This is a genomic window from Staphylococcus intermedius NCTC 11048, assembly GCF_002902385.1.
In the GTDB taxonomy this organism is placed as follows: Bacteria; Bacillota; Bacilli; order Staphylococcales; family Staphylococcaceae; genus Staphylococcus; species Staphylococcus intermedius.
The window spans coordinates 48,813-72,682 of record NZ_PPQH01000033.1 but is presented as its reverse complement, the minus strand read 5'-3'; the positions used below and the strand labels follow the sequence as shown (position 1 = coordinate 72,682).

At 37.9% G+C, this 23,870-nt stretch carries 19 protein-coding genes; 9 read left to right on the top strand and 10 right to left on the bottom strand.

The genetic code is table 11. The features are described from left to right. Nucleotides 1-405: 405 nt before the first annotated feature. Together tcaA and tcaR are read right to left on the bottom strand one after the other, a co-directional pair. Entirely contained in the window at nt 406-1,800 is a 1,395-nt protein-coding gene (gene tcaA / locus CD138_RS07970) for a membrane-associated protein TcaA (protein WP_019169580.1), read from the bottom strand. Nucleotides 1,801-1,914: 114 nt separating this feature from the next. Further along, a complete protein-coding gene (gene tcaR / locus CD138_RS07965; protein ID WP_019169579.1) occupies nt 1,915-2,379 on the bottom strand; it encodes a MarR family transcriptional regulator TcaR in 465 nt (154 codons plus the stop codon). A gap of 271 nt (nt 2,380-2,650) precedes the next feature. Between tcaR and CD138_RS07960 the strand changes: the two genes are divergently transcribed. Both CD138_RS07960 and CD138_RS07955 read left to right on the top strand, forming a co-directional pair. After that, nucleotides 2,651-3,472, top strand: a complete 822-nt coding sequence (locus CD138_RS07960) for a YdcF family protein (protein ID WP_241522236.1) — start codon at nt 2,651-2,653, stop codon at nt 3,470-3,472. A 148-nt stretch (nt 3,473-3,620) separates the two neighbouring features. Continuing rightward, the gene (locus CD138_RS07955) at nt 3,621-5,153 is read left to right on the top strand and encodes an AbgT family transporter (RefSeq protein WP_019169577.1); all 1,533 of its coding nucleotides are present in this window, start codon (nt 3,621-3,623) and stop codon (nt 5,151-5,153) included. A gap of 807 nt (nt 5,154-5,960) precedes the next feature. On the opposite strand, the gene CD138_RS07950 is transcribed toward CD138_RS07955, so the two are convergent. After that, nucleotides 5,961-6,656, bottom strand: a complete 696-nt coding sequence (locus tag CD138_RS07950) for an ABC transporter ATP-binding protein (protein WP_019169576.1) — start codon at nt 6,654-6,656, stop codon at nt 5,961-5,963. Beyond that, complete coding sequence (locus CD138_RS07945) at nt 6,653-7,717, bottom strand: ABC transporter permease (protein ID WP_019169575.1); 1,065 nt, start codon at nt 7,715-7,717, stop codon at nt 6,653-6,655. The genes CD138_RS07950 and CD138_RS07945 overlap by 4 nt, the downstream gene beginning before the upstream one ends. Before the next feature lie 260 nt (nt 7,718-7,977). On the opposite strand from CD138_RS07945, the gene CD138_RS07940 reads away from it, so the two are divergent. Both CD138_RS07940 and CD138_RS07935 read left to right on the top strand, forming a co-directional pair. Continuing rightward, the gene (locus CD138_RS07940; RefSeq protein WP_019169574.1) at nt 7,978-8,655 is read left to right on the top strand and encodes a response regulator transcription factor; all 678 of its coding nucleotides are present in this window, start codon (nt 7,978-7,980) and stop codon (nt 8,653-8,655) included. Further along, on the top strand, nt 8,648-10,039 hold the full coding sequence (locus tag CD138_RS07935) for a sensor histidine kinase (RefSeq protein WP_019169573.1): 1,392 nt from the start codon (nt 8,648-8,650) through the stop codon (nt 10,037-10,039). The genes CD138_RS07940 and CD138_RS07935 overlap by 8 nt, the downstream gene beginning before the upstream one ends. Nucleotides 10,040-10,790: 751 nt before the next feature. On the opposite strand, the gene mqo is transcribed toward CD138_RS07935, so the two are convergent. Then, nucleotides 10,791-12,296 carry a malate dehydrogenase (quinone) gene (gene mqo, locus CD138_RS07930; RefSeq protein WP_019169572.1) on the bottom strand — a complete coding sequence of 502 codons (1,506 nt, stop codon included), beginning with the start codon at nt 12,294-12,296 and terminating at the stop codon, nt 10,791-10,793. 425 nt (nt 12,297-12,721) lie between these two features. On the opposite strand from mqo, the gene CD138_RS07925 reads away from it, so the two are divergent. Next, the gene (locus CD138_RS07925; protein WP_019169571.1) at nt 12,722-13,891 is read left to right on the top strand and encodes a glycosyltransferase family 4 protein; all 1,170 of its coding nucleotides are present in this window, start codon (nt 12,722-12,724) and stop codon (nt 13,889-13,891) included. A gap of 907 nt (nt 13,892-14,798) precedes the next feature. On the opposite strand, the gene CD138_RS07920 is transcribed toward CD138_RS07925, so the two are convergent. The 3 genes from CD138_RS07920 to CD138_RS07910 form a co-directional block, all read right to left on the bottom strand. Further along, on the bottom strand, nt 14,799-16,403 hold the full coding sequence (locus CD138_RS07920; protein WP_019168207.1) for an L-lactate permease: 1,605 nt from the start codon (nt 16,401-16,403) through the stop codon (nt 14,799-14,801). Nucleotides 16,404-16,859: 456 nt separating this feature from the next. Beyond that, nucleotides 16,860-17,504 (bottom strand): hypothetical protein, encoded by a 645-nt coding sequence (locus CD138_RS07915; RefSeq protein WP_019168206.1) that lies wholly within the window; start codon nt 17,502-17,504, stop codon nt 16,860-16,862. A 104-nt stretch (nt 17,505-17,608) separates the two neighbouring features. Continuing rightward, a complete protein-coding gene (locus CD138_RS07910; RefSeq protein ID WP_019168205.1) occupies nt 17,609-18,127 on the bottom strand; it encodes a GNAT family N-acetyltransferase in 519 nt (172 codons plus the stop codon). A 127-nt stretch (nt 18,128-18,254) separates the two neighbouring features. Here CD138_RS07910 and CD138_RS07905 point away from each other — a divergent pair, with 127 nt between their 5' ends. The 4 genes from CD138_RS07905 (at nt 18,255) to CD138_RS07890 (ending at nt 22,483) form a co-directional block, all read left to right on the top strand. Then, on the top strand, nt 18,255-19,250 hold the full coding sequence (locus tag CD138_RS07905; RefSeq protein ID WP_019168204.1) for an oxidoreductase: 996 nt from the start codon (nt 18,255-18,257) through the stop codon (nt 19,248-19,250). 235 nt (nt 19,251-19,485) lie between these two features. After that, the gene (gene glcP / locus CD138_RS07900) at nt 19,486-20,829 is read left to right on the top strand and encodes a glucose transporter GlcP (protein ID WP_019168203.1); all 1,344 of its coding nucleotides are present in this window, start codon (nt 19,486-19,488) and stop codon (nt 20,827-20,829) included. Between the two features lie 188 nt (nt 20,830-21,017). Beyond that, on the top strand, nt 21,018-22,046 hold the full coding sequence (locus CD138_RS07895; RefSeq protein WP_019168202.1) for an NAD(P)/FAD-dependent oxidoreductase: 1,029 nt from the start codon (nt 21,018-21,020) through the stop codon (nt 22,044-22,046). Nucleotides 22,047-22,066: 20 nt separating this feature from the next. Then, the gene (locus CD138_RS07890) at nt 22,067-22,483 is read left to right on the top strand and encodes a GNAT family N-acetyltransferase (protein WP_019168201.1); all 417 of its coding nucleotides are present in this window, start codon (nt 22,067-22,069) and stop codon (nt 22,481-22,483) included. 70 nt (nt 22,484-22,553) lie between these two features. Here the strand turns inward: CD138_RS07890 and CD138_RS07885 are convergent, their stop codons facing one another. Next, nucleotides 22,554-23,012 carry a DUF2871 domain-containing protein gene (locus CD138_RS07885; RefSeq protein WP_019168200.1) on the bottom strand — a complete coding sequence of 153 codons (459 nt, stop codon included), beginning with the start codon at nt 23,010-23,012 and terminating at the stop codon, nt 22,554-22,556. Nucleotides 23,013-23,239: 227 nt separating this feature from the next. Then, a complete protein-coding gene (locus CD138_RS07880) occupies nt 23,240-23,851 on the bottom strand; it encodes a YcnI family copper-binding membrane protein (protein WP_019168199.1) in 612 nt (203 codons plus the stop codon). Nucleotides 23,852-23,870 lie beyond the last annotated feature (19 nt).

Here is a 23,870-nt window from a genome sequence, read left to right as displayed (position 1 = left end):
CATATCAACAATACAAAGTTTTTCTCATAATATTATTTTACACCGTCTTTTATTAAATTATTAACAATTGTACTTCAAGTTTCGACACAACTCAATAGAAACAAAAATTAATTCAAATACCTTTTTTGGAACAAGTCCAACAATTGTTTTAAATAATTTATTAATTGTTTAAACTCATTTTCAATTTAACTACTCTACACGAGACACAACGCGTCATTTCCCGATTTTTGCTCCCCCACGGTTGGCACTTTAACCCAAATAACCCCTTTTCATTTAGGCGTCAGTACTATGTCCTTTTTGACAGCCTAATATATCGTCACTAAGAATACGTGTTCACGTCAAAAAAATAAAGTTCTAATCCAACAACGGACTAGAACTTTATGCAGTGTATTTCGTCTTTCAACTTTAGTAATTTTGATAGTTAACAATTTTTAAATGATTTGCACTTTGATCCCCATCTAATAAATATTGGGAATGAATCGTGCGTCCTTGTGCGTCTTCTTTTTCGACAGTGACGGAATAATAATCATCGTTGCGAGAAACATCAGTCACTTCAGGATCTTTGAACTGTTGTTGGTTCTGACTTGTCACGTTTGCGCGCATCGCGTCATAATTTGTTGTATCTTCCTTTAAATATTTGGAAACTAAGTCAAAATCTCGGTTTTTATATGCGTCATTTAATGATGACGTATATTTCTTGAAAAAGTCCTTAATTTTACTTAACGTCTCTTTTTCTTTTGTTTCACGATATTTTTCAATCTCATCTTTATCAAATGACACAGTGATATTGTTTTCTGACTGTACCTCATCTTTTTTAATCACTTTTGTATCGGTTTTAAAAGTATGGTCGTAAGCTTCACCCTCAGCATAAACTTGAATGTCTTGGTTAACAGGAAACGGGCCATACGTATCGTCTTTATTTTGCGCTATTTTTTCACCATTAATCACGACTTTAATATGATCCAATGCATTCGCATTTTTAAGTGACACCTTCACTTGCGACGATTTAAAGTCTTCAGTCACAGGGATGGTCTCATTTTTACTGTTTACAAAATCGAATTTTAATTGCCCTTCATACGTACCACGGTCCGTTGTTTTAACGGTATCAATCGCATAACTTCCTGGTATGAATTGCCCAAGCGATACAGATTGACCTGCTTCAGCGACAACTTTCTTTTGTGAGCCATCTGAATCAAACTCAAATGTCGCCTTTTCTTTCGGTTTGACGACGGCTTGCTTCGTCGGTGCTAAGAAACTTAAATTATCAAACACTAAATAACGACGGCCATTTTTACTAATTCTCAACACATCTTGACCTTCACGTGTTTTAATATAAGAGGCGACAGCAGTTTCGTGGTTAAGTCCGTCCACAGTGTCGTATACTTCTTTTTCGAATAGTTTCATTCCCACTTCATTTTTTATATATTGAATGTAAGTGGACGCTTCTTGTCGACCTACCTTATTTTCCTTTGAACTTAAGAGGTTCGACACTTTTGCAGCATCTTCATTATTAACTGCATTAATCAATATCTTCGCTTGAGCTTCAGGAGAATTAAAGTTCCTGAGCAGTAAAAATAAGATAATGAGTAAAATAATAATGAAACTCACAATAGCAATAGGGATGACTTTTTTTAATGAAGGTGGTCTTTTATTGTTATTGGAAGAAGATGACTGTGCTGCATCTGGTTGCTCCGCTGACTGGTGATTAGGTATTTTAGAATATAATATTTGATTTTGGCAATTTGGACAGACGCTATGATGTTGTAACTTTTCATGATGACATACCGCGCATTGACCCATACGTACACCTCCTATTCTATTCATTCAGTTCATTTGCCATGTTTTTCTATCATACTGTTTATCGCTCGAAACTGCATCAGACGCAAGTAGTAACGTCAATTGTAATATTTGTTATTACAGTTGATTCAATTGATCTTGCACACGTTCGTCAATCAATTCAAGCATGTCTCGCGTTTGTTCAATTTTTTCTAATGGGATGTCCGACAGCATTTCATTCGCTAAATCCGCAATAAGATTTCTGGAAGCACGAACATAACCTACTCCTGCTTCAGTCAACGCAACATACTTCAAACGTTTATCAGATTCATATGCCATATTTACCCATTTGACTAAACCTAAATCTACTAATTTTTTAATTCTTCTGCTGACTGCCGCTTTATTCACACCTTGACGTAATGTAATCTCTGTTAATGTGAGTGACTTGTCATTAGAAAGCATCAATAACACACTCGATTGTTCATTAGAAATACCATATCGTTCTCTTAAATCTTTTAACAATCCTGTTGTGAGTGCATTCATATTCGTCATAAACTCACCCATGAACGTCACATGCTGATTCATCAAATTGGAATGGGTCATTTTTCTTCACCGCCTTCATTACAAACAACTATCCTTACCATCGTACCAACAATTATTTTATAAGGGAACCTCATTTTCCGACATTTTTTTAAAGAATCTAGTATCATTACCGTAAATGATAAAATAAAGGACTTTAAAAATGAACTTACTTCAAATCTTGCTATTAATAAGCTACATTATAATCTTAATATTAATAAAGATAAAGCCACATCTTTTTTTACGCATTCGTTCATTTACAGCACTTTTATATGTGCATATGCTTTTCATGACGATGAGTTACATCCACAATGACCATCGACTCATGTGGTTCATCTTGTTTTTAGTCATTGGGTTGATGGGGCTTGCTTTATCGATACAACGTCATTTTCAAATGTATGGGTACATTATTGGTCGCGTGATGGCTTATCACTTTGCGATTATTGCACTTATTGTCGGAAGCTTATTCATAACACCTTTAATACCAACCATTTTGACCTTACCCTTTCAATTGTTAATTCAATTAGCCATGGTATTTCTAACAGTTTGGCAGACTTATTTGTTCATGACCTATGCTTTTTTACAGCGTGCACCATCAGTGACACGTGCCAATCTTATTGTCCTAGGTGCTGGAATATACACAGAAGCTGTCACACCGATGTTAAAAGCACGGTTAGATCGTGCCATCTTACTCAGTCGACAGTTAGAACAGTTTCATATCATTGTTAGTGGGGGTCAAGGTCCTGATGAACCGATATCTGAAGCACTCGCCATGCAACGGTATCTACTCCAACAAGGGATAGCGCCTCAACAAATTTCTATGGAAGCGCAATCGACCAATACACGCCAAAATATTTTCTATTCAAAGCGTTACTTGGCTCTTCACAAACAACCACATACCGTGATTGTGACCAGTTCATTTCACATTCTTCGCGCATTAAGACTCGCTGAACGCCAACAAGTACGCGCATTTGGCTACGGTGCCCCAACACCACATCATTGGGTCAGTCGTGAACTCATCCGTGATTACAGTGGCTTACTGTTTCAATATCCATGGGCCTGGGTATGCTTTAGTGTGATACAAATCAGCATATGTATTTCAAACTTGTTTGCTTAAATTTCAGACCCCTTAATGCATAACACTTCTTGATTTGTTATACTCAATTTTCACATATTTGAAGTATGTGTCTACAAGAGGATAAACTGAAGTGGTTTTACTTCTCAATGACGATTTTGAGTATTCAGATAGGATAGGATGTGATGTGATGAAGAACAATAGCGAAAATAAATCAGTCTTTTCATTATTTTTAAATCAAGTTGAAAAGGTCGGCAATCGGTTACCCGACCCAATTATACTCTTCTTTTCATTATGTATTGTACTCGCCATAACTACTGCAGTGGTAGCGCAATTCGATACAGCAGTCAAACATCCAGGTACCGGCAAAATAGTTGAAGTGCGCAGTATATTAAGTCATGACGGTTTTATGATGTTCATGAATGATGCGATTAAGAACTTTTCTCAATTTCCTGCACTCGGTATTGTCCTATCTGTCATGATTGGGATTGGTATTGCTGAAAAAAGTGGCTATTTTGATAAATTGATGATTCATATCGTCTCAATGACATCTGAACGCATCCTTTTACCGACAATCATTTTTGTGGGAATTCTCGGGAATATTGCTGGAGATGCAGCACCGATTGTCTTACCACCTCTTGTCGCAATGATTTTTTTGAAGCTCGGTTATCATCCGATTGCTGGGCTTGCACTTGCTTATACTGCAACATTAGGTGGCTTTGCGGCGAACCTTTTTATTGGTATGCAAGACGCACTCGTATATGCTTTTACAGAACCATCTGCACATTTAATAAGAGAAGACATGACACTGAACGTCGCGATGAACTGGTACTTTATCGCAGCGAGTGTAGTGATACTGATACCTATATTATGGTTTGTGACTAAGAAAATCGTCATTCCCCATTTAGGAACCTATGATCACTCTCAAATGGCCATGACAGAGAATGATGATACAGCCCATGTAACACCTCAAGAAAAGCGGGCACTGTTTTGGGCAAATATCAGTTTTGTTGTGACTTTAAGTGTCATTGCTATTATTGCAATACCTGAAAATAGTTGGCTGCGTCATCCACAAACACACAGTCTTATAGAAGATTCACCCCTCATGAATGGTATTGGTCTTATCATTATTCTAACTTTCCTAATACCTGGACTTGTATACGGTATATTAGCTAAAACCATCCAATCGTCGAAAGATATTGGTCAAATGTTAACTGACTCAATGGGAACAATGGGTAATTTTATTGTCATCGTGTTTTTCGCTGCACAACTTCTAGGGTTTTTAACATGGAGTCATTTAGGTATCGTCATTGCTGTTAAAGGTGCTGAATTACTCCAAGATCAGAATGGGGTCTTGCTCATTGTCGGGTTGCTCGTATTGAGTGGTCTCATCAACATGCTCATTGGCAGTGCATCCGCAAAGTGGGCACTTTTAGGTCCTATCTTTGTGCCAATGTTGTTATTGTTAGGTTTTCACCCTGCATTCACACAAATGATTTACCGCGTGGGCGATTCTATTACGAACCCGATAACACCGATGATGCCCTACTTACCTTTATTATTAACATACGCACAAAAATATGATCCGAAAATGAAATTAGGTTCACTCATCGCGAGCTTAATGCCCTATTCAATCTTTCTCGGCATATTTTGGACGCTCTTTCTTATTATTTGGTATTTACTAGGTATTCCAGTTGGACCAGGTGGACCGATTCACGTCTAAGCATGACAAAACGGGAGATGAGACATAATCATTTATGATGCTATGGATGCAGTATTTAGTTTAACTAATCCTCCTATGATTTGTGGTATTTGATTGCCCTTATGGCTTCGCGTTCCCAGGGGACTTGTCTCAACTAGCCAATGCTAAATTGAACGATGACACACATGAGGCGTTGGCGGATTTTCGACTGCGTCTGATCCCTCGGGAGTCTCAGCCTTCTGGGCAATCTTACATCAAATGAATCCATTTAGGGAAAGTTTATGAAATTGAGACAACCTCATAACATCTGTTGATGACGTACCATTCATCCTCATTTTTGGCTGTTTTATCATTATTAATCAGTATATGTCCATAAAAAGATAGGGACTGGGAAAACTTAATGTCCCAGTCCCCGCTTTTATTTCAATATGCGAAAATTAAAATATGGAAATGTAAAATCAATTAAAGTGAGTGGAGATTAAAACATTTCATCTTATCACCTTGCCTCAATGATCCGTAGCGTTTAAATTCAGATTACTAAAATAGACGAGTCACCCGAGGGATATACCTAATAACAAAATATCGTCTTTTAACTTTGATAGTGGTTACTGTTTAACACAGTAACTATCTGACTTTTCCGTGCGCTCACTTTTTAGAAGTCGAGTCAGCTTTGCGAAAAACCCCTATAAACATGATCTCACAATGTCAATTTAAGAATTCAAAAAGCCTATCAATGAGAACAATTTGATTGAAATATATCAAGGTAAGATTATCAAAATTTTTATATCCTATTTCCTTTCTGTTTATCAAAACATTTGGTGAATGGACTCAATTTGATTCCTTTATTGCAGTCGCTGTTTCCATTAATTCACCGTCATGAAGGTAAATAATACGATCTGCATAATCAAACAACCGTTGATCATGCGTCACCATAATGCCAATAGTGCCTTCTTGACGTACTTGCTGCTTAATCATTTCAACCACTTCTGTCGCACGCTTTGCATCTAAACTTGCAGTAGGTTCATCTGCAAGTAGCAGTTTCGGCTGATTCATCCATGCACGCATAATAGCCACACGTTGTTTTTCACCGCCAGATAGCATATGCGGATAAACATTTTCTCTATGGCTTAATCCGATTGCTTCTAATAACATTTTTGCCCGCTGTTGTGCAGATTGACGGTCCATCCCTGCTTCTTTACCCACGAGTTCTAATTGTTCGTGTACTTTTAAATAAGGAACCAAATGAGACGCTTGAAAAATAAAGCCAATGTCTTTCAAGCGCTTGTCTGTTAATGCTTTTTGAGACAAACGCCCCAAATCTTCACCGTCTAACATCACTTGACCTTCTGTAGGAGATAAGAGCCCACCAATAATCGTCAACAATGTAGATTTCCCTGAACCTGACATCCCATTTAAAATAACAAATTCTCCAGGTTGCACCTCAAAGTTAATCCCTTTTAATACTTTTGTCGCGGCATCACCTTTGCCAAATGTTTTCACTAAATCTTTGACGACTAAACTCATACTTGTCCCCCTCCAATCGCTTCAATAGGATCGATTTTAAACACACGTACTAATGATAGAAATGCACCAACAATAGCTACAATAATGAAGACAACTACGACGAGTATCATCATGCTACTATTGATAAAGAATGGCATTGTGGCCGGTAACACCGCTTCTAATCCTGTAATGAGTAAAAGTGCAATAATCACGCCTAACATCGTCACGACTAAAATTTGGAATAACAAACTCCATAATAAATGTGCTGTTTTAATACCAATCGCTTTTAAAATCCCAATTTCTGAAGTCTTCTGAATCGTCATCACGTAGAAAAATGCAGTCAGGACGATTGCTGTAATGACAAATAAGCTTACAATCATCATATTCAATGGTGCTTGCTCTGCTTGATAGCTCGGAATCGCATCCGTTAAATCTTGTTTGTTGACCACTTCTACACCTGAAATTCCTTCAATTTGTTTCATCTGTTGTGATGTCACATCGTTTAAAAAGTATAGAGAAGTTGCCACATGTTTTCCTGCAATGGCTTTTAATCCATCATCTGTTGTCATAGCAATATTCGTATGTGCATACATCACATCATCAAAGAAACCGACCACTTTTAAAGTGATATTTTTATCCTCGATATTCACTTGATTCCCGATGTTGACACCTTCACCTGCTAATTTTTGATTCAAGACCACTTCATTCGCTTTTTGTGGTAAGTGTCCTGATTTTAATGCTGGACGTTCCCCTTTTGGTAGCGTTGCAAACAGCATATCCGTCTTGTTATCTTGATGCGTCATCGTTGCCATTGTTAATTTTAATGGCGCTGTTTTAACGTTTTTTTCAATTTCTTGCTGTGTTTGGGCATCGATATTTGATTTTTCAAGTTGCTGATCGACATCATTCTGAATGACAAAGCGTTCAGACTTAAATTGGTCGATGAGCGCAATATTTTCTCTTGCTAAACCTTGTGCTAATCCCGTAATAAAAAGCACCATACTTGCAAGAAGGATAACGATAAATGTGATTAATAAATATTTGAACTTGTAAAATTTAAGTTCATTCAATGCAAGTTTCATATGCGTATCTCCCTTTCAATTTCATCTTGGCTCTACTATATCGCCGATTTATGAACTGAATATGAACAAGATACATCTTTGACATTTCCTTTGAAACTCGCGTGAAAAAGTTGAAAATGGCTAGATCACCACATCAATGTTCCTTTCGATTTCCAATTGCAACTTTTTATAAAAACATTTATGATAGCTTCAACAGCTACACAACGTTATTTGCGTATGTTCGTAAAGGCTGAAATTGCACATCAAGGAGGACGGTCAACGTGTCAGTCACATGCTTAATTGTTGATGATGATCCAGAAATTTTGAATTACGTCGCCACACACTTGCAGCAAAAAGGTTACCAAGCCGTCACTGTCACAAGTGGTGAAGCGGCTCTTGAATACCTTGAAAAACATACGATTAATATCGCTATCGTAGACGTCATGATGGATGGTATGGACGGCTTTGAACTGTGCGAAACGTTAAAATACGACTATGAATATCCTGTGATTATGCTGACTGCAAGAGATGCACTGAGTGATAAAGAACGTGCTTTTTTAGCTGGAACGGATGATTATGTTACGAAGCCATTTGAAGTTGCTGAGCTCATTTTCCGTATACAAGCCGTGCTTAGACGCTATCAAATCGCGACACAAACACTTTTGACATTAGGAAACTTGACGATTGACCAACTCCAGCTCGAGGTAAAAGTTGATACGAAAGGTATGATTTTACCGCACAAAGAGTTCGAGTTGTTAAGTTTGCTCGTCGCTTATCCAAAACAAGTCTTTCCTCGTGAACAATTGATTGAAAAAATTTGGGGTATCGATTATGAAGGAGATGAACGCACAGTGGACGTCCATATTAAACGTTTAAGAGCACGTCTAAAAAAGCTCGGGGCTGATGTTCATATTGAAACTGTACGTGGAATCGGTTATAAGGTGACGCAAAATGCTTAAATCATTGTACTCACGTTTCGCACTTTATACTTTTACCGTCATGTTGATCAGCTCGTTACTCAGTTTTGAGATTGCCAATGTATACTACCACTTTCAATTAAAAGAGAAAAATGACGCAAAAATTATGGCCACATTAAAGCGTGCTGTAGCGTATAAAGATGCACAAAACAGTCAAGACTTAGAGCGCTATTTGGCTTTACTAGGCGATTTAAATTACCAAGTTGTCGCTTATAATGAAGCCGGTCAAGCCACATATTATGGCGAACCCTTTCGAAAACAAAATTTAACGACAGCTGATATTCGACGGGTACAGTCAGGCAAAGACTATCATGGCATCGGGGAAAGACCTTTCAACCCCGTTATTACAGGATTTTTTGATAATGAAACACGTAATACAGTCGGGACACATTTCACAACTTCCGATGGTAACGTGGCAGTTTTTATGAGGCCAGATATTGGTCAAACATTTGGTGAGTTCCGCATCTTTTTACTCGTGTTACTTGTCTTACTCGTTATCTTCTCAATTGCGCTTGTCACATGGTCAACGTACGCATTAGTTAAGCCAGTCAAACAGTTAAAACACGCCACCGAACAGCTCATGGCAGGCGACTTTGCGACACCTATTGCTATAACACGCCGCGATGAACTGGGCGTCCTACAACAACATTTCGACACGATGCGACTCGAATTAAAACAACTGGACGATATGAGACAGCACTTTGTTCAAAATGTCTCACACGAAATTAAAACACCTTTAACACATATTCATCATTTATTGACGCAATTGCAACATGAACATACAACACCCCAGCAATCCCGTTATATTAAGCGTATATATGATGAAACACACCGCTTGAGTCAACTCGTTCGTCAACTGTTGTTATTATCAGAATTAGACAATGATTCACATTTACAATTTGACGATATATTTTTAGTCAATGACTGTATTTTAGAGATTTTAAAACACGAAAATTATACAATTGATCAGAAGAATCAAGTACTCCTTTATGATTTAGAAGAAGTAAACATTCGAGGAAATGCAAGGCTGTTAACACAAGCCTTTGAAAATATCATCCGTAATGCAATTAAGTATACGGAGGCATTTGGCACGATTGAAATCGATTTGACTGCTGAAGCGGACCAAATGATATTAAAAGTGCAAGATGATGGACCTGGTATGAATGACGCTGTGCAACAACGAATTTTTGAACGCTTTTATAAATCTTCTAGCCACACAGATAGCAATGGTCTTGGTCTGGCGATTTCGAAGTCTATTATTGAACGTCATGGTGGCCGTATCGAAGTAGAAAGTGAAATCAATCATGGGACAACGTTTACCATCACCCTTCCACGCATCAACACCTCTCAGCAAGACATTTCATAAAAATCCTAGTCAGACAGCGTACTATCATTGCGGTCACTGTCTGACTTCTCAATGTGGATGCTGTTGAGAAATCTAGTCAGCCTTACGGGGGCAAGTACGGCGAAATTTTTGTTGCACATGAGATTTCTGTACTGCTTTCAAAACCCACCAACGCTACACCTATGTAACAATTCAATCAAGCGTTGGCTAGTTGAGACTGGAGCGCCTTGGAAAGCGTAGCATGCTAAATATCAATCTCTTTTAATAAGGTGAGAGATCGGTGCTTTTGTTGAAGGATACATCGAAATAAAAAGTCTGTGTGGATATCTATTATGATTGCAAGAACCATTTCAGACTCCTGAGGGATCAGCTGACCCGGAAAATCCACTAACGCTTCAACCCTGTTACAGTTTAATCAAGCGTTAGTTAGTTGAAGGGTTCAGCCCCTCGGAAAGCGCAGAATGGTCCATTTTCTCACATCCAAAATAAAAGAAAAAACGTGCGTTTAGTAATAAATGTGTGACATGTTTTCATCTTTTTTGATACCACCTCTTTTCAAAGATTGCAAAACCGTGCAAGACTCCTAAGGCATTATGCTGCAGTCGAAAATCCGTCAACGCTACACCTATGTAACAATTCAATCAAGCGTTGGCTAGTTGAGACTGGAGCGCCTTGGAAAGCGTAGCACGGTTAAGCAATCCTTTAATTATCAAATGGTATACCAAAAAGCAGTGAAGCCCCATCGCCTCACTGCTTTTTTCATCTATACATATTAACTCAACAACGCACCCGATTCATCCAACTTTAAATTTTCCGAAATCTCATGATTCAACTTTTTAAACAACTCAATATCATCCGTCAAACGGACACCAAACGACGGTACCATCGCCTTCACTTGTGGCTCCCATTGCTCAAACTTATCTTTGAACGCACGTTGCAAAATATCTAACATCACTGCAACAGCTGTTGATGCCCCTGGTGATGCACCTAACAATGCTGCTAATGTGCCATCTTCAGACGTAATGACCTCAGTTCCAAACTGTAATGTCCCTTTACCTTGATCTTCTGTATCTTTAATTACTTGGACACGTTGACCAGCTACAACGACTTGCCAATCTTCGTCTTTCGCTGTTGGAACAAATTTTCTTAAATCATTCATTCGTTCTTCATTAGATAACAAGACTTGTTGAATTAAATATTTAGTAAGTCCCATTTCTTTTGCACCCGCTGCTAACATCGTTGTCACATTATTCGGTTTCACGGACTTAATTAAATCAAAATATGATCCTCTTTTTAAGAACTTTGGTGAGAAACCAGCAAATGGACCAAATAACAAGGCACGTTCTCCGTCAATACAACGTGTATCCAAGTGCGGTACAGACATCGGTGGTGCACCCACTTCTGCTTTACCGTATACTTTCGCCTTATGTTGATTCGTGATTTCTGGCTTTTTACAAACTAAAAACATCCCACTTACCGGGAAACCACCGATATGTTTGGATTCAGGTAATCCCGTTTTTTGTAATAAAGGTAAACTTGCGCCACCCGCACCAATAAATACAAATTTAGAAACCACTGTAAATACACGATTTTCTTTTAAGTCTTTGATTTTAACTGTCCATGTCCCATCACGATGTTGTTTTAAATCAAGCACTTCATGTTCGTAATATAATGAACCGCCCTTAGCTTCTAAATTGCTTAACAATTTATGTGTCAATGCGCCAAAGTTAACATCTGTCCCAGACTCATCTCGTGTTGCAGCCATTGGTTCATCATTTTGTTCACGGCCTTCCATCATTAAAGGCACCCATTTTTTCAACGTTTCTTGATCATCTGTAATATCCATCCCTTGGAATAATACATTTTCACGCAATGCTTTCACACGCGCTTTTAAGAAGTTGACATTTTTATCCCCTGTGACAAAACTCATATGTGGTACCGTACGAATAAAGCCTTCTGGTTGATTAAGTTGCCCGTTTTTCACAAGATATGACCAAAATTGTTTCGAAACTTGAAACTGTTCATTAATTTTAATAGCCTTTGTAATGTCGACTGATCCATCTTCTTTTTCACTTGTATAGTTCAACTCACATAGTGCAGAATGTCCTGTGCCCGCGTTATTCCACACGTTAGAACTTTCTTGTGCACATTTATCTAAACGTTCGAAAACATTAATATCCCATTCAGGCTCTAATTCTTTTAATAATGTTCCTAATGTTGCACTCATGATTCCGCCACCAATAAGTACAACATCTGTCTTGTTATGTAAGTTTTTCATAACAATACAGACCCCCTTTTTCGTTTTAAATCGTTCACAGCATCCTATGTTGTCAAATCCACCTGTTTCATTCATGAAGTATAAAAATATTTCGACTATTTTAGTTTATCATACCTCATTTGAACTGTTGCCTATTGCCTTATCCACACATTTTATAACATTATCAAAATGATTGGTATGTCATGAAACTGCCGTCCGATAACACAATAGACCAATAATTTAATTATATACCTTAATCATGTAAGAAAAAAGCAATTACGTCTAATTTGTGAAATTTTCATTAAACTGATTTGTACAAAACATATTGCTCATTTTCATTTCGAGCATGGCAATCAATAATTTACATATTACATTCACAATTCATTAACACTCCTCATTTCAGCAGTGCTATAATGAAGAAAAAGTAACTAATCGAGGGATGCGTCATGAAGTCTATCACGTTTTTAATGCACAATATTTTTGCTGTTGGCGGTACAGTTAAGACGATTACAAACCTTGCCAATCAATTGGTTCATCAAGGGCATCAAGTCACGATCATTTCCATTTTCAAATCGAAGCAACAACCCTATTTCGAACTTGATTCACGCGTCACAGTTAAGTCATTAGTTCATTATCAACTTGGCTTACGAAATCTCATCCCACTCGCAGCGAACCGTATTCGTAAATTCACTCCATTGTTAAGACCTAAATATTTAACATCTTACGAACCAGGATATCGACAATATTCAAGTTATATCGAAAAAAAGATGATTCGTGCCATACAAAACGATACATCAGATATTTTTGTAGGTACGCGTGCCAGCCACAATTTACTCATTGCACGATTTGCGAAAAGTCATCAATTAACGATTGGCATGGAGCATATGAATTTGGATGCACATCGTCAAGAGTTAAAGGAAGAGATATTGACTTACTATCCACATCTCGATGCGATAACTACTTTAACTGAAGTAGACAAACAGCGTTACACGCAATATATAGATATACCGGTGTTTGTCGTTACGAATATGATTGATGAAAAACGACATCATATTATGAAGAAGAACCAAATCATTGCAGCAGGTCGCTTTGAGTACGAAAAAGGTTTTGACTTACTCATACAAGCCGTCTATGAAATACAAGAAGATTTGCGTGACTTTGGTTATACCGTTTCTATTTTTGGGGATGGTAGTGAGAAAGAGGCATTACAACAACAAATCAACTTTTTACGATTACAAGATCTCGTCTTTTTACGGCCAACGACGCAACATCTTAGTACCTATATCGCTGAAAGTAAAATCACTTGTGTGCCATCACGTAATGAAGGTTTCGGTATGACCATTTTAGAAGCAATGAATCAAGGCAGTATCGTCGTTAGTTTTGATGGCAATACCGGTCCGAAATCCCTCATTCAACATGGGCGTAATGGATACTTAGTCCCACACCTTCAAACCTCAGCACTCGCCATGCAACTCTTAGAAATCGTTGAATATGGACATTCAAAATATTTAACACCTATTATTCAAAATGGCTACCAAACTGTTGAACAATATTCACCTGAAGCCATCTATAATCAATTTAAAAAAGCCATGGATCAAGTGATTCAAAATAAATAAGCACATATTAAAAAAAGACTAGGAAACTGTGATGTACAGCTTCTCGGTCTTTTTTTATCTTGTATCAAGAACATCCATTAATATTTCTTATTCAACGCAAATAGCCAAATCGTCCTCAGCAATCACTATACCTCTCAAAAGATTCTCTTCCTCCACCAAAACCAATATAAGGTTGATTTTGATTTCCCTCCCACCTTGGCAAAACATCTTTCCCTAGATTGCAAGAAAAATTCGACACTCCCGAGGGATACAGCGAACTACTCCAATCCCCCATACTAAAATAAGTGAGTGTATTTTGATTTTAGAAAGTTAAAACTGTTTTTGGTTTATTCCTCTTGCAATTAGAGGTACTCACCCTCGATTGCAAAAACCGTGCAAGACTCTTAATCCCCCTCAGTAATCGCGACACCTCTCATCTTCCTCCACCCAAACCAATATAAGGTTGATTTTGATTTTCCTCCCACCTTGGCAAGATCATCTTTTCCTGGATTGCAAGAAAAATTCGACACTCCCAAGGGATACAGCAAACTACTCCAATCCCCCATACTAAAATAAATGTATTTTGATTTTAGAAAGTTAAAGCTGTTTTTGATTTATTCCTCTTGCAATTAGAGGTACTCACCCTCGATTGCAAAAACCGTGCAAGACTCCTGAGGCATCAGCTGACCTCGAAAATCCACTAACGCTTCTTCTATGTAACAGTTCAATCAAGCGTTAGTTAGTTGAGAGGTCAGCGCCTCGGAAAGCGTAGCACGGTTCAAGCAATCCAAGTATCCCCTAAAACCCGAGAATTTTTCCAGCAATCCAAGTAATTTCAAGCAATCCAATAATCTTCAAACAACCTAATCATCCCCAAAACAAAAAAGAACTGACATAGCCAAAAACAGCCATATCAGTCCTTCAATCATTAACCTAAAATCAATGATAAAATAAACGTCCAAATACACCAGAAAATCAATAAACCAACACTATATTTTAAAGTCATCTTCAACAACTCTGACTCTTTACCTACTTGTTTTACAGCTGCAGTCGCAATCGCAATTGATTGTGGAGAAATCAATTTCGCAATTGCACCCCCTGCAGTGTTAGCACCAACAAGTAATGCACCACTTGTACCGACTTGAGGCGCTACTGAAGCTTGAATTGGCGCGAATAATGCGTTGTTGTTCGTTACAGAACCTGTCATAAATACACCGATCCAACCAAGTATAGGTGATAAGAATGGGAAGGCTGCTCCAGTTTTTGAAATACCTTCGCCCATAGCGCTTGTTAAACCACCGTAAGTTGTCACTTTTGCAATGGCTAAGATGAAACAAATTGTCAAAATCGGTAACCATAATTCTTTAAATGCTTCTGCAAACAATGCACCTGCACGTTTGAAGTTCACTTTTGAAGAAATTAAAACCGTAATAATACCTGCAATCAATAATGCAGTACCTGTTTGATTCAAAATGTTAAATGTTAACATAATCGGTTGTCCAGAAATATCATTCATAGTACCTGGAATGCCAAATTTAATGTTCATGAATGACAATGCGCCATCTTCCAAAAAGAGTCCTTTAAATGCTTTTGAGCTCCAAATTAATACAAGGATAGTTAAAATAATGAATGGGCTCCATGCGTATACGACTTCTTTGAACGAATGATGTTGGACTTCCATTTTTTCTTCGCCTGTATTTAAACGGAAAATATTTTTCGGTTGGAATTTTTTCGAGAATAATGCTAAAGCACCCATTGAAGCAAGTGGAGGAAGAATGTCCACTAACTCAGGACCGAAAAATTGGTTAAAGAATACTTGTAATACTACGAATGGCACGATTGTAACAATAATCGCTGGTAATGTTTCTTTAATCCCTTTAAATCCGTCGATAATAAAGACTAATAAGAAAGGTACAATGATACTTAAAATAGGTAAGCTTAAGTTTGTCGCTTGAGCAACATCTAAAGCTGTAACGTCACCTTTTAAAGCTAATGTATCGATAACAGAAACAGGTAAACCAATGGCACCAAATGCACCTGCCGCACCGTTACCTACTAAACAAAGCATTGCGGCTTGTAATGGTTTAAATCCAAGTTGAATCAGTAACACCGCACAGATAGCAATCGGTACACCGAATCCAGCTACACCTTCTAAAAATGCATTAAACGCAAAACCAATTAATAACAATTGAATACGTTGGTCTTCAGAAATTGTCGTGATACTGTCTTGTACAATAGAAAACTGACCTGTTGCTACAGTAACTTTGTATAACCATACGGCCATCATAACGATAAAGCCAATTGGTAAAATACCTTGATAAAAACCTTCTAAAATACCACCAGAAGCAATGCCTACTGGGAGTTTAAATACAGCTAATGCAATCACAAGTGTTACGACAAGTGTTGTAATCGCTGCATAAATCCCTTTCATTTTAAACACTGTTAAACATAACAGGAATAAAATGATTGGTATACTTGCAACTAATGCAGAAATTGCAAGATTGTGAAATGGATCGAAATTCTCTACTAACATCTCTTTTCATCTACCTTCAATATTTATTTTTTATGCGTCAATCTCCATGAGGGGACATGTGATTGATTTCACATAAAATATACCATGCCTATGCAATTTATTCAATAGTGCTTGTGAATAATTTCTCAATAGTTGTAGAAGACTATTGATTCGTGTCATCAGCATTTAAAAGGTGTATATATCACCTTACAATGACGTTTATTCTAGATTATATAAGTTGTTTTTTCTAATTGCAATGATAGATTTTAATATGATAGAAATGCAAAGTTAAAAAATACTTATTCATTTTATACTATATGTTTAATTTTTATTTTTCAATATCATTTCAAACCGTTAATTCCTTTACTGTTATCACGCTATCAATAAAGATGGGGAACACGTGATCTCACCATCTTTATGTTTAAAAATTAAAAAGGTTAAGCCGCCTATGTGCCTAACCTTTTTGTTCAAAACGTATTATTGACGATATGCTGGGTCTACAATTTTCGCTTGTCCTGTACCATCTACTGTCACAACAGTATACGTTCCCGGTTGTGATTGATTAATAAAGCTAAACATGTAACTATAATGACCACCATCACCTTGCAATGCATAGTCATTATAAGGATTGTTTTGACCGTTAAAGCGATTGACTTCTGCTTGTGCATTGTCGAGTGATGTTTGGAAGTTCGGAAGATTTTTTAATGCTTGTTGACGATCGACTTGTTGGCGAACAATATTTTGAGCTACTGGTGCAACGTTCTGACCTTGATATGGTGCAACATATGTCGGTTTTGATTGTGAAGATGATGGCGACGTTTGATTTTGTTCATTTCCGTTGTCATTTGATGCCTGATTTTGTTGCGTGTCGTTTGTACTTTGTCCATTATCCGTGCCTTCGTTGTTGCCTGACGTCGCACTGTTGTCTTTGGATTGCTCATCTTTTGCTTTGTCATCTTTTGCTTTGTTATCTTTTTCTTTTTGCTTGTCTTGATCTACTTTCTTGTCTTTTTGAGTTGTTTGATCTTTGTTCGATGACTGATCTTTATCTTTTCCTTCATCATCCGAACATGCAACGAGTAATAATGGTACTATCATCAAGCTTGCCAATAATCTTTTCATGTTGCTTCCTCCTCATTCAGTAAATGATATAGAAAAACCCTATCACTTTTTTATACACTTCACACTGAATACTAAACTTTTTAAGCAAAATTTTCAAACAATTTTTATAAATCTTTCTCCATAATCCAATCTTCATCAATATGGTCGCCCATCTTAAATGGGTGTACCCCTGTTTTAACAAGGCCTTGTTTCAAATAAAAATTGAGTGCCGGTGTGTTTTCCTCCCACACACCTAACCATAACTTGGACTTACCTAATTCATTTTTCACAAAGTCACACACTTGATCGAATAGCCATTGCCCTAACCCTTGCCTTTGATAGTCAGGATACAAATAAATCCGTTGAAGTTCAGCATACTCAATACCTTTCTCTACTGTTTGTGCCGCTTCAACATTCACTTTGACATAGCCCAAGATTTCCACTTCATTGTGTAAAAAGAAAAAGTACATATTCGGATGTTCTAATTCAGCCGTTAACTTTTTGATAGACATTTCTTCTGCAAAGTAACGCTCAAATAACACTTGATCGTAATCATGTTGATACGCTGCTAAAAATGTATCTATACTTACCTTTTGCAAGGTTTCAACCTCTGTCACAGTCACTCTTCTCAATTGATATCCCAAAGTTTCATCCCCCTTTTCTTACATTGTACATGAATCGCTTCACTTCAACGAGCAAAAGCAATCTAATTGTCTTTCATGAACGTTTTTGGTAAAGTGTGAACGAAAAAAATTGAGGAGGCACATGCAAATGACAGAAACATTTAAAGCATTTCGCGTGAATCATGATGCAGACACATTATCTGGAGATTTCACAACGCTTACGGTAGATGATTTGTCTGAAGGCGATGTCACAATACGTGTACATTATTCAAGTATCAACTATAAAGATGTATTAGCGACAAAATCGAACAACAAAATTATTCGCAATTACCCGATTGTCCCAGGTATCGACTTGGCCGGTGTCGTGATGGCTTCGGACCACCCATCATTTAAAGAAGGCGATAAAGTCATTGCAACGGGGTATGATCTCGGTGTGAATCATGATGGTGGTTTTAGTGAGGTTGCGCGAGTGAAAGGTGATTGGTTAGTTCATCTCCCTGAAGACTTAACTTTAGAAGAAGCGATGATTATTGGTACTGCAGGTTTTACAGCTGCGATTTCTATCCAATTATTAGAAGATAACAAAATCACAAGTACAAATGGTCCTGTACTCGTGCGTGGCGCTACAGGTGGTGTCGGTGTAATGTCAGTCATGATGTTAAATGCAATTGGCTATAAAGTCATTGCAAGTTCTGGTCAGACTGAACATTACGAGCAATTAAAAGCGTTAGGTGCACGCACAGTCATCCCTAGAATTGATGAAATTACGGATAAAGCCCTTGCTTCAACAGAATGGCAAGCCGCTATCGACCCTGTCGGTGGTGAAACGTTAACTGAAGTATTAAAACGTACACAACGACATGGTGCAGTTGCCGTAAGTGGTAACTTAAGTGGCGCTCAGTTCACAAGTACCGTTTATCCATTTATTTTAAGAGGCATTCGACTACTAGGTGCAGATTCAGTCGCTTTTCCAATGCAACGTAGACAGCATTTATGGCGCCGTCTTTCTAAAGACTTAAAACCTGAAAAATTACATGACATTAAAACAGTTGTGCCTTTTAATGAATTAAAAACGTATTTAGAACGCGCAGAAAAACATGACTTTATCGGCCGTATCGTCGTTGATTTACGTTCTGAATCTTAAAAATTGTATAAACGTTGCTTCAGAAATGTGATAATCGTCACACTTTTGAGGCAACACCTCAATCAAATCATGGCGTCCACTTTCGCGTATACAACAGTATGATTAAGCATTTATAAAAATGTTTTGATGACAAGTAATTCACGATTACAAATCTTTAAACTTGCAAATTTTTATAATTTACTATTATCTTATGAAAGCGTATACTTGTATACAGAAAAATAATGGAGGTTGCACAATGAAAATAAATAAAAAGATGATTTTCTTCATTGGTGCTTTAGGTGGTTTATTATACGGTTATGACATGGGGGTTATTTCCGGTGCATTGCTTTATTTAAAAAATGACATCCCACTTAACGCATATACTGAAGGTCTTGTTGTTTCGTCTATGTTAGTCGGCGCAATTGTCGGTGCTGGGTTAAGTGGCCCACTGTCCGAGAAATTGGGTCGTCGTCGTTTAGTCTTTATGATCTCTATCGTCTTTATTATCGGTGCATTGATTTTAGCACTCGCACCAACGATGGAAATTTTAGTCTTAGGACGTGTCATTATCGGTTTAGCCGTCGGGGGTTCTACTGCGATTGTTCCCGTTTATCTTTCTGAGCTTGCACCGACAGACGCACGTGGCTCTTTAAGTTCACTTAACCAATTAATGATCACAATCGGTATTTTAGCTTCGTATCTTGTCAACTATGCATTTGCGCCGATTGAAGGATGGCGTTGGATGCTTGGCTTAGCAGTTGTTCCATCAGTTATTCTCATGGTGGGTGTGATCTTTATGCCTGAAAGCCCACGTTGTTTACTTGAAAAACGTGGTGAAAAAGCAGCGCGTGACGTGATGAAATTGACTTACCCGGCTTCAGAAATTGATCACGAAATTGAAAACATGAAAAAGATCAATCAAATTGCAGATAGCACATGGACAGTTCTTAAATCTCCTTGGTTGTTATCGACTATCATTATCGGTAGTGTTTTTGCGTTACTCCAACAATTAATTGGGATTAATGCCATTATTTACTACGCACCTAAAATTTTCGCAACAGCGGGATTAGGTGAATCAACAGCGATTTTAAGTACAGTCGGTATCGGTGTTGTGAATGTACTTGTGACCATTTTCGCGATTTCTATTATCGACAAAATTGACCGTAAAAAATTGCTTGTCATTGGTAATATTGGTATGGTGGCTTCGTTACTCATCATGAGTGCGTTGATTTGGCTCATCGGGGTAAATAGTGCCGCTTGGATTATTATGATTTGTTTAACAACATTCATTATTTTCTTCGGTGTTTCATGGGGGCCAGTCTTATGGGTCATGTTACCAGAATTATTCCCAATGCGTGCGCGTGGTGCAGCAACAGGGATTGCAGCACTCGTACTTTCAATCGGTAGTTTACTTGTAGCACAATTTTTCCCTGTGCTCACTGATGTACTTCAAGTTCAACAAGTCTTCTTAATCTTTGCAGTGATTGGTATTATTGCAATGTTTTTCGTTATCAAATTCTTACCAGAAACACGTGGTCGTAGCCTTGAACAAATCGAACAAGACTTGCGTGCACGTACAAATGCAAAAAATGTCGAATAAAATATAGGGATTGAGACTGGGAAAACTTAATGTCCCAGTCTTTTTTGTTCACGCCATTGTGAATCACTCAACCCAAAAATTATGGGTAGATACAAATATATTCTAGAAATTCATGGTCAACAATTGATAATTATTCTCATTTATTAGATAATGGATGATATCATATGAACTCGAGGGAGCGTAAAAAAATGAAAGATGTAACAATTATCGGTGGCGGCCCAGCTGGATTATATGCAAGTTTTTATGCAGGCCTTAGAGGGATGGACGTTCGCATTGTAGATGTTCAACGAGAATTGGGTGGTAAAATGCAAATTTATCCCGAAAAAATCATTTGGGATATTGGTGGAGTCGCACCGCAATCCTGCTATGACATCTTAAAAAATATCATTCAACAAGGCCTTCATTTTAATCCTGAAGTTTTATTAGAAACAAAGGTTACAAATATCAAAAAACACGGCGAACAACATTTTGAAGTGATGACTGCTGATGGTCAATCCTTAACATCACGTGCAGTCATTCTTGCAATAGGTGCCGGTATTATAAAACCATTACCGCTCAAAATAGAAGGCGCAGAACGATTTGAACTCACAAACTTACACTATGTCGTTCAACAATATCAAAAATTTAAAGATAAGGACGTCTTGATTTCAGGTGCAGGCAATTCTGCATTAGACTGGGCCCGTGACTTATCCGGTTATGCGAAAAGTGTGAAGCTTGTATATCGCAAAAAAGATATTTCTGGTCATGAAGCAATGCAAAGCATTTTAGATTCGTTAAATGTCCAAAAGTTTCCGAACAGTAAAATTATACAGTTGAATAGTACAGAGGATGACGCGAATCTCATCAATGAAGTCGTGCTTCAAAATAGTGAGACAGGTGAAACAACGACGCATTGTGTTGATGATGTGATTATTAGTCATGGCTTCGAACGTGAGTTGGCACTCTTAAACGATTCAGATGTTACAATTAAAACCGTAGACAATGATTATGTGTATGGGGAGAAAAATACTTGTACTTCTGTGCCAGGGATTTATGCTTGTGGCGACATTGTACAACATCCTGCAAAAGTGCATTTAATTGCCAGTGCTTTTAGTGATGCAGCTCATGCAGCAAATAGTGCTAAACAGTACATCGATCCTTCCGCCCCTAAAGAAGGCTACGTATCAAGTCACAACGATGTCTTTAAAGAAGCGAATCGTCAATTTTTACCACACTAAAACGAAAGGATTATGAAGCGATGACAATTGAAGTGAGATATGAAATTCCAAGCCCAGCCGACTATTGTGAATTACGGCGCGTTGCAGGGCTGAGTGAAAAATCAGAAACTGCTGCTCGAATTGGATTACCGAATGCGTGTTTTACAGTGACGCTTTTTAATGGCCAACAACTCATCGGTATGGGTCGCGTCATAGGTGATGGTGCAACTGCATTTCAAATTATCGATATTGCAGTACGTCCTGAATACCAAGGGCAAGGTCACGGCAAAACAGTCATGAACCATATTATGGATTACATTGAATCTGTGCGCCAACCCGGTACATATGTCAGTCTGATTGCAGATTATCCGGCCGATCAACTTTATGCAAAATTTGGCTTTATCTCAACAGAGCCGCATTCAGGTGGGATGTACCTTCACTACCCTGTTGAAAAGTAATATAAAAAGCCATTCAGTGCAGTGTCTCATTTCGTGACATTGAACCGAATGGCTTTTTTGTGTTCATGATTTATTTGGGAAGTGTTTCGTCTTTCACTTCATCTTTGGATACGGCGCCATCTCGAGGTGCCACAAGTATCGCTTGTCTTAATAAGAAAAATAATAGAATAAATCCAGCCGTTATCGTCACATGCCCTATACCTGCAAAGCCTGCAAATGACGCCGGAATCGTACCGCCAGAAATTTCTCTAAAACCTTTCATAAACTGCATTGACACTGTTGTCAACACACCAATATTGTAAATAATAAAATACCAGTTAAATAAATAGTAGCTACTGATTTTGAACAATTTTTCAATCGGAATTAACATCAAAAACATAAACATACCGAGCGTCAATAAGTGCGTATGCATTACGCTCATTTGGGTAGACCCCGTAAATTCATAGTGTACTGTTAATTCTCTATAAGCAAATCCACTCAATAACCCTAACACGGTATAAGTCATAAATGCATATAAAATTCGTCTCATTGTGTTCACGCTCCATTGTTTTAATCCGCTAACTCTCATGGTTGCTATTATTACTTTATACAACACGGGAATTGAACGTTACCCCTACATTTTTCGAACCTTGTGATGCGCATTGCACATAACTCAATCAACCATATTTTAGTGTGAATTGAATACAACAAACGTGCCCCTGTCATCACCTATACTAATGATTATATCGGCAAACCTAGACGTCCTGTCAACAACAATTATTTGTCAGATTTCGTAAAGTTTTTACGTTTAAACAATGCGACGATAGACACGATTAAAGCAGCAATACTGATCACCCAAAGCCATGGAGATGCTGCTGATGTTGTTTCACCCGCTTCTCCATGTTCAGTCGCTGCACCACCCGCTTTAACTTCTGTTGTCGGTGCTGGATTTTGGCTATCTTCACCTTCTTCTGTCCACTTTACAACTTTGCCATCTTTATATGTTTGTAGGGCATTCCATTTAAATGTCCCTTCTTCATCTGGATTGGCCACGATAATCGGGAAATTTTGATACTCATTTTCACCGATTCCTTCTCCTGTTGCTGTCCAAGTGATTTTCGTGATTTCACCGTCTTTATTTTTCTCTTGTTGGTGTTTAAACCCAGGCACAGGTTGAATCGCAGACACTGTGACACCTTTTGGCACTTCAAGTTCAACTTTAGTCGTATGGCTATCACGTTCAACCGGAACACGGACATCATATTGTTGATATGACCCCGGTTCGCTCACTTGTGGATCGAGTTTAACGTGTGCTTCAGCTACTGTAGCAGTGATCGCGACCATCACTATCAAAGCGATAAAACTGATTAAAAATTTTGGCATTTTCATTTATTTACTTCCTTTCTCT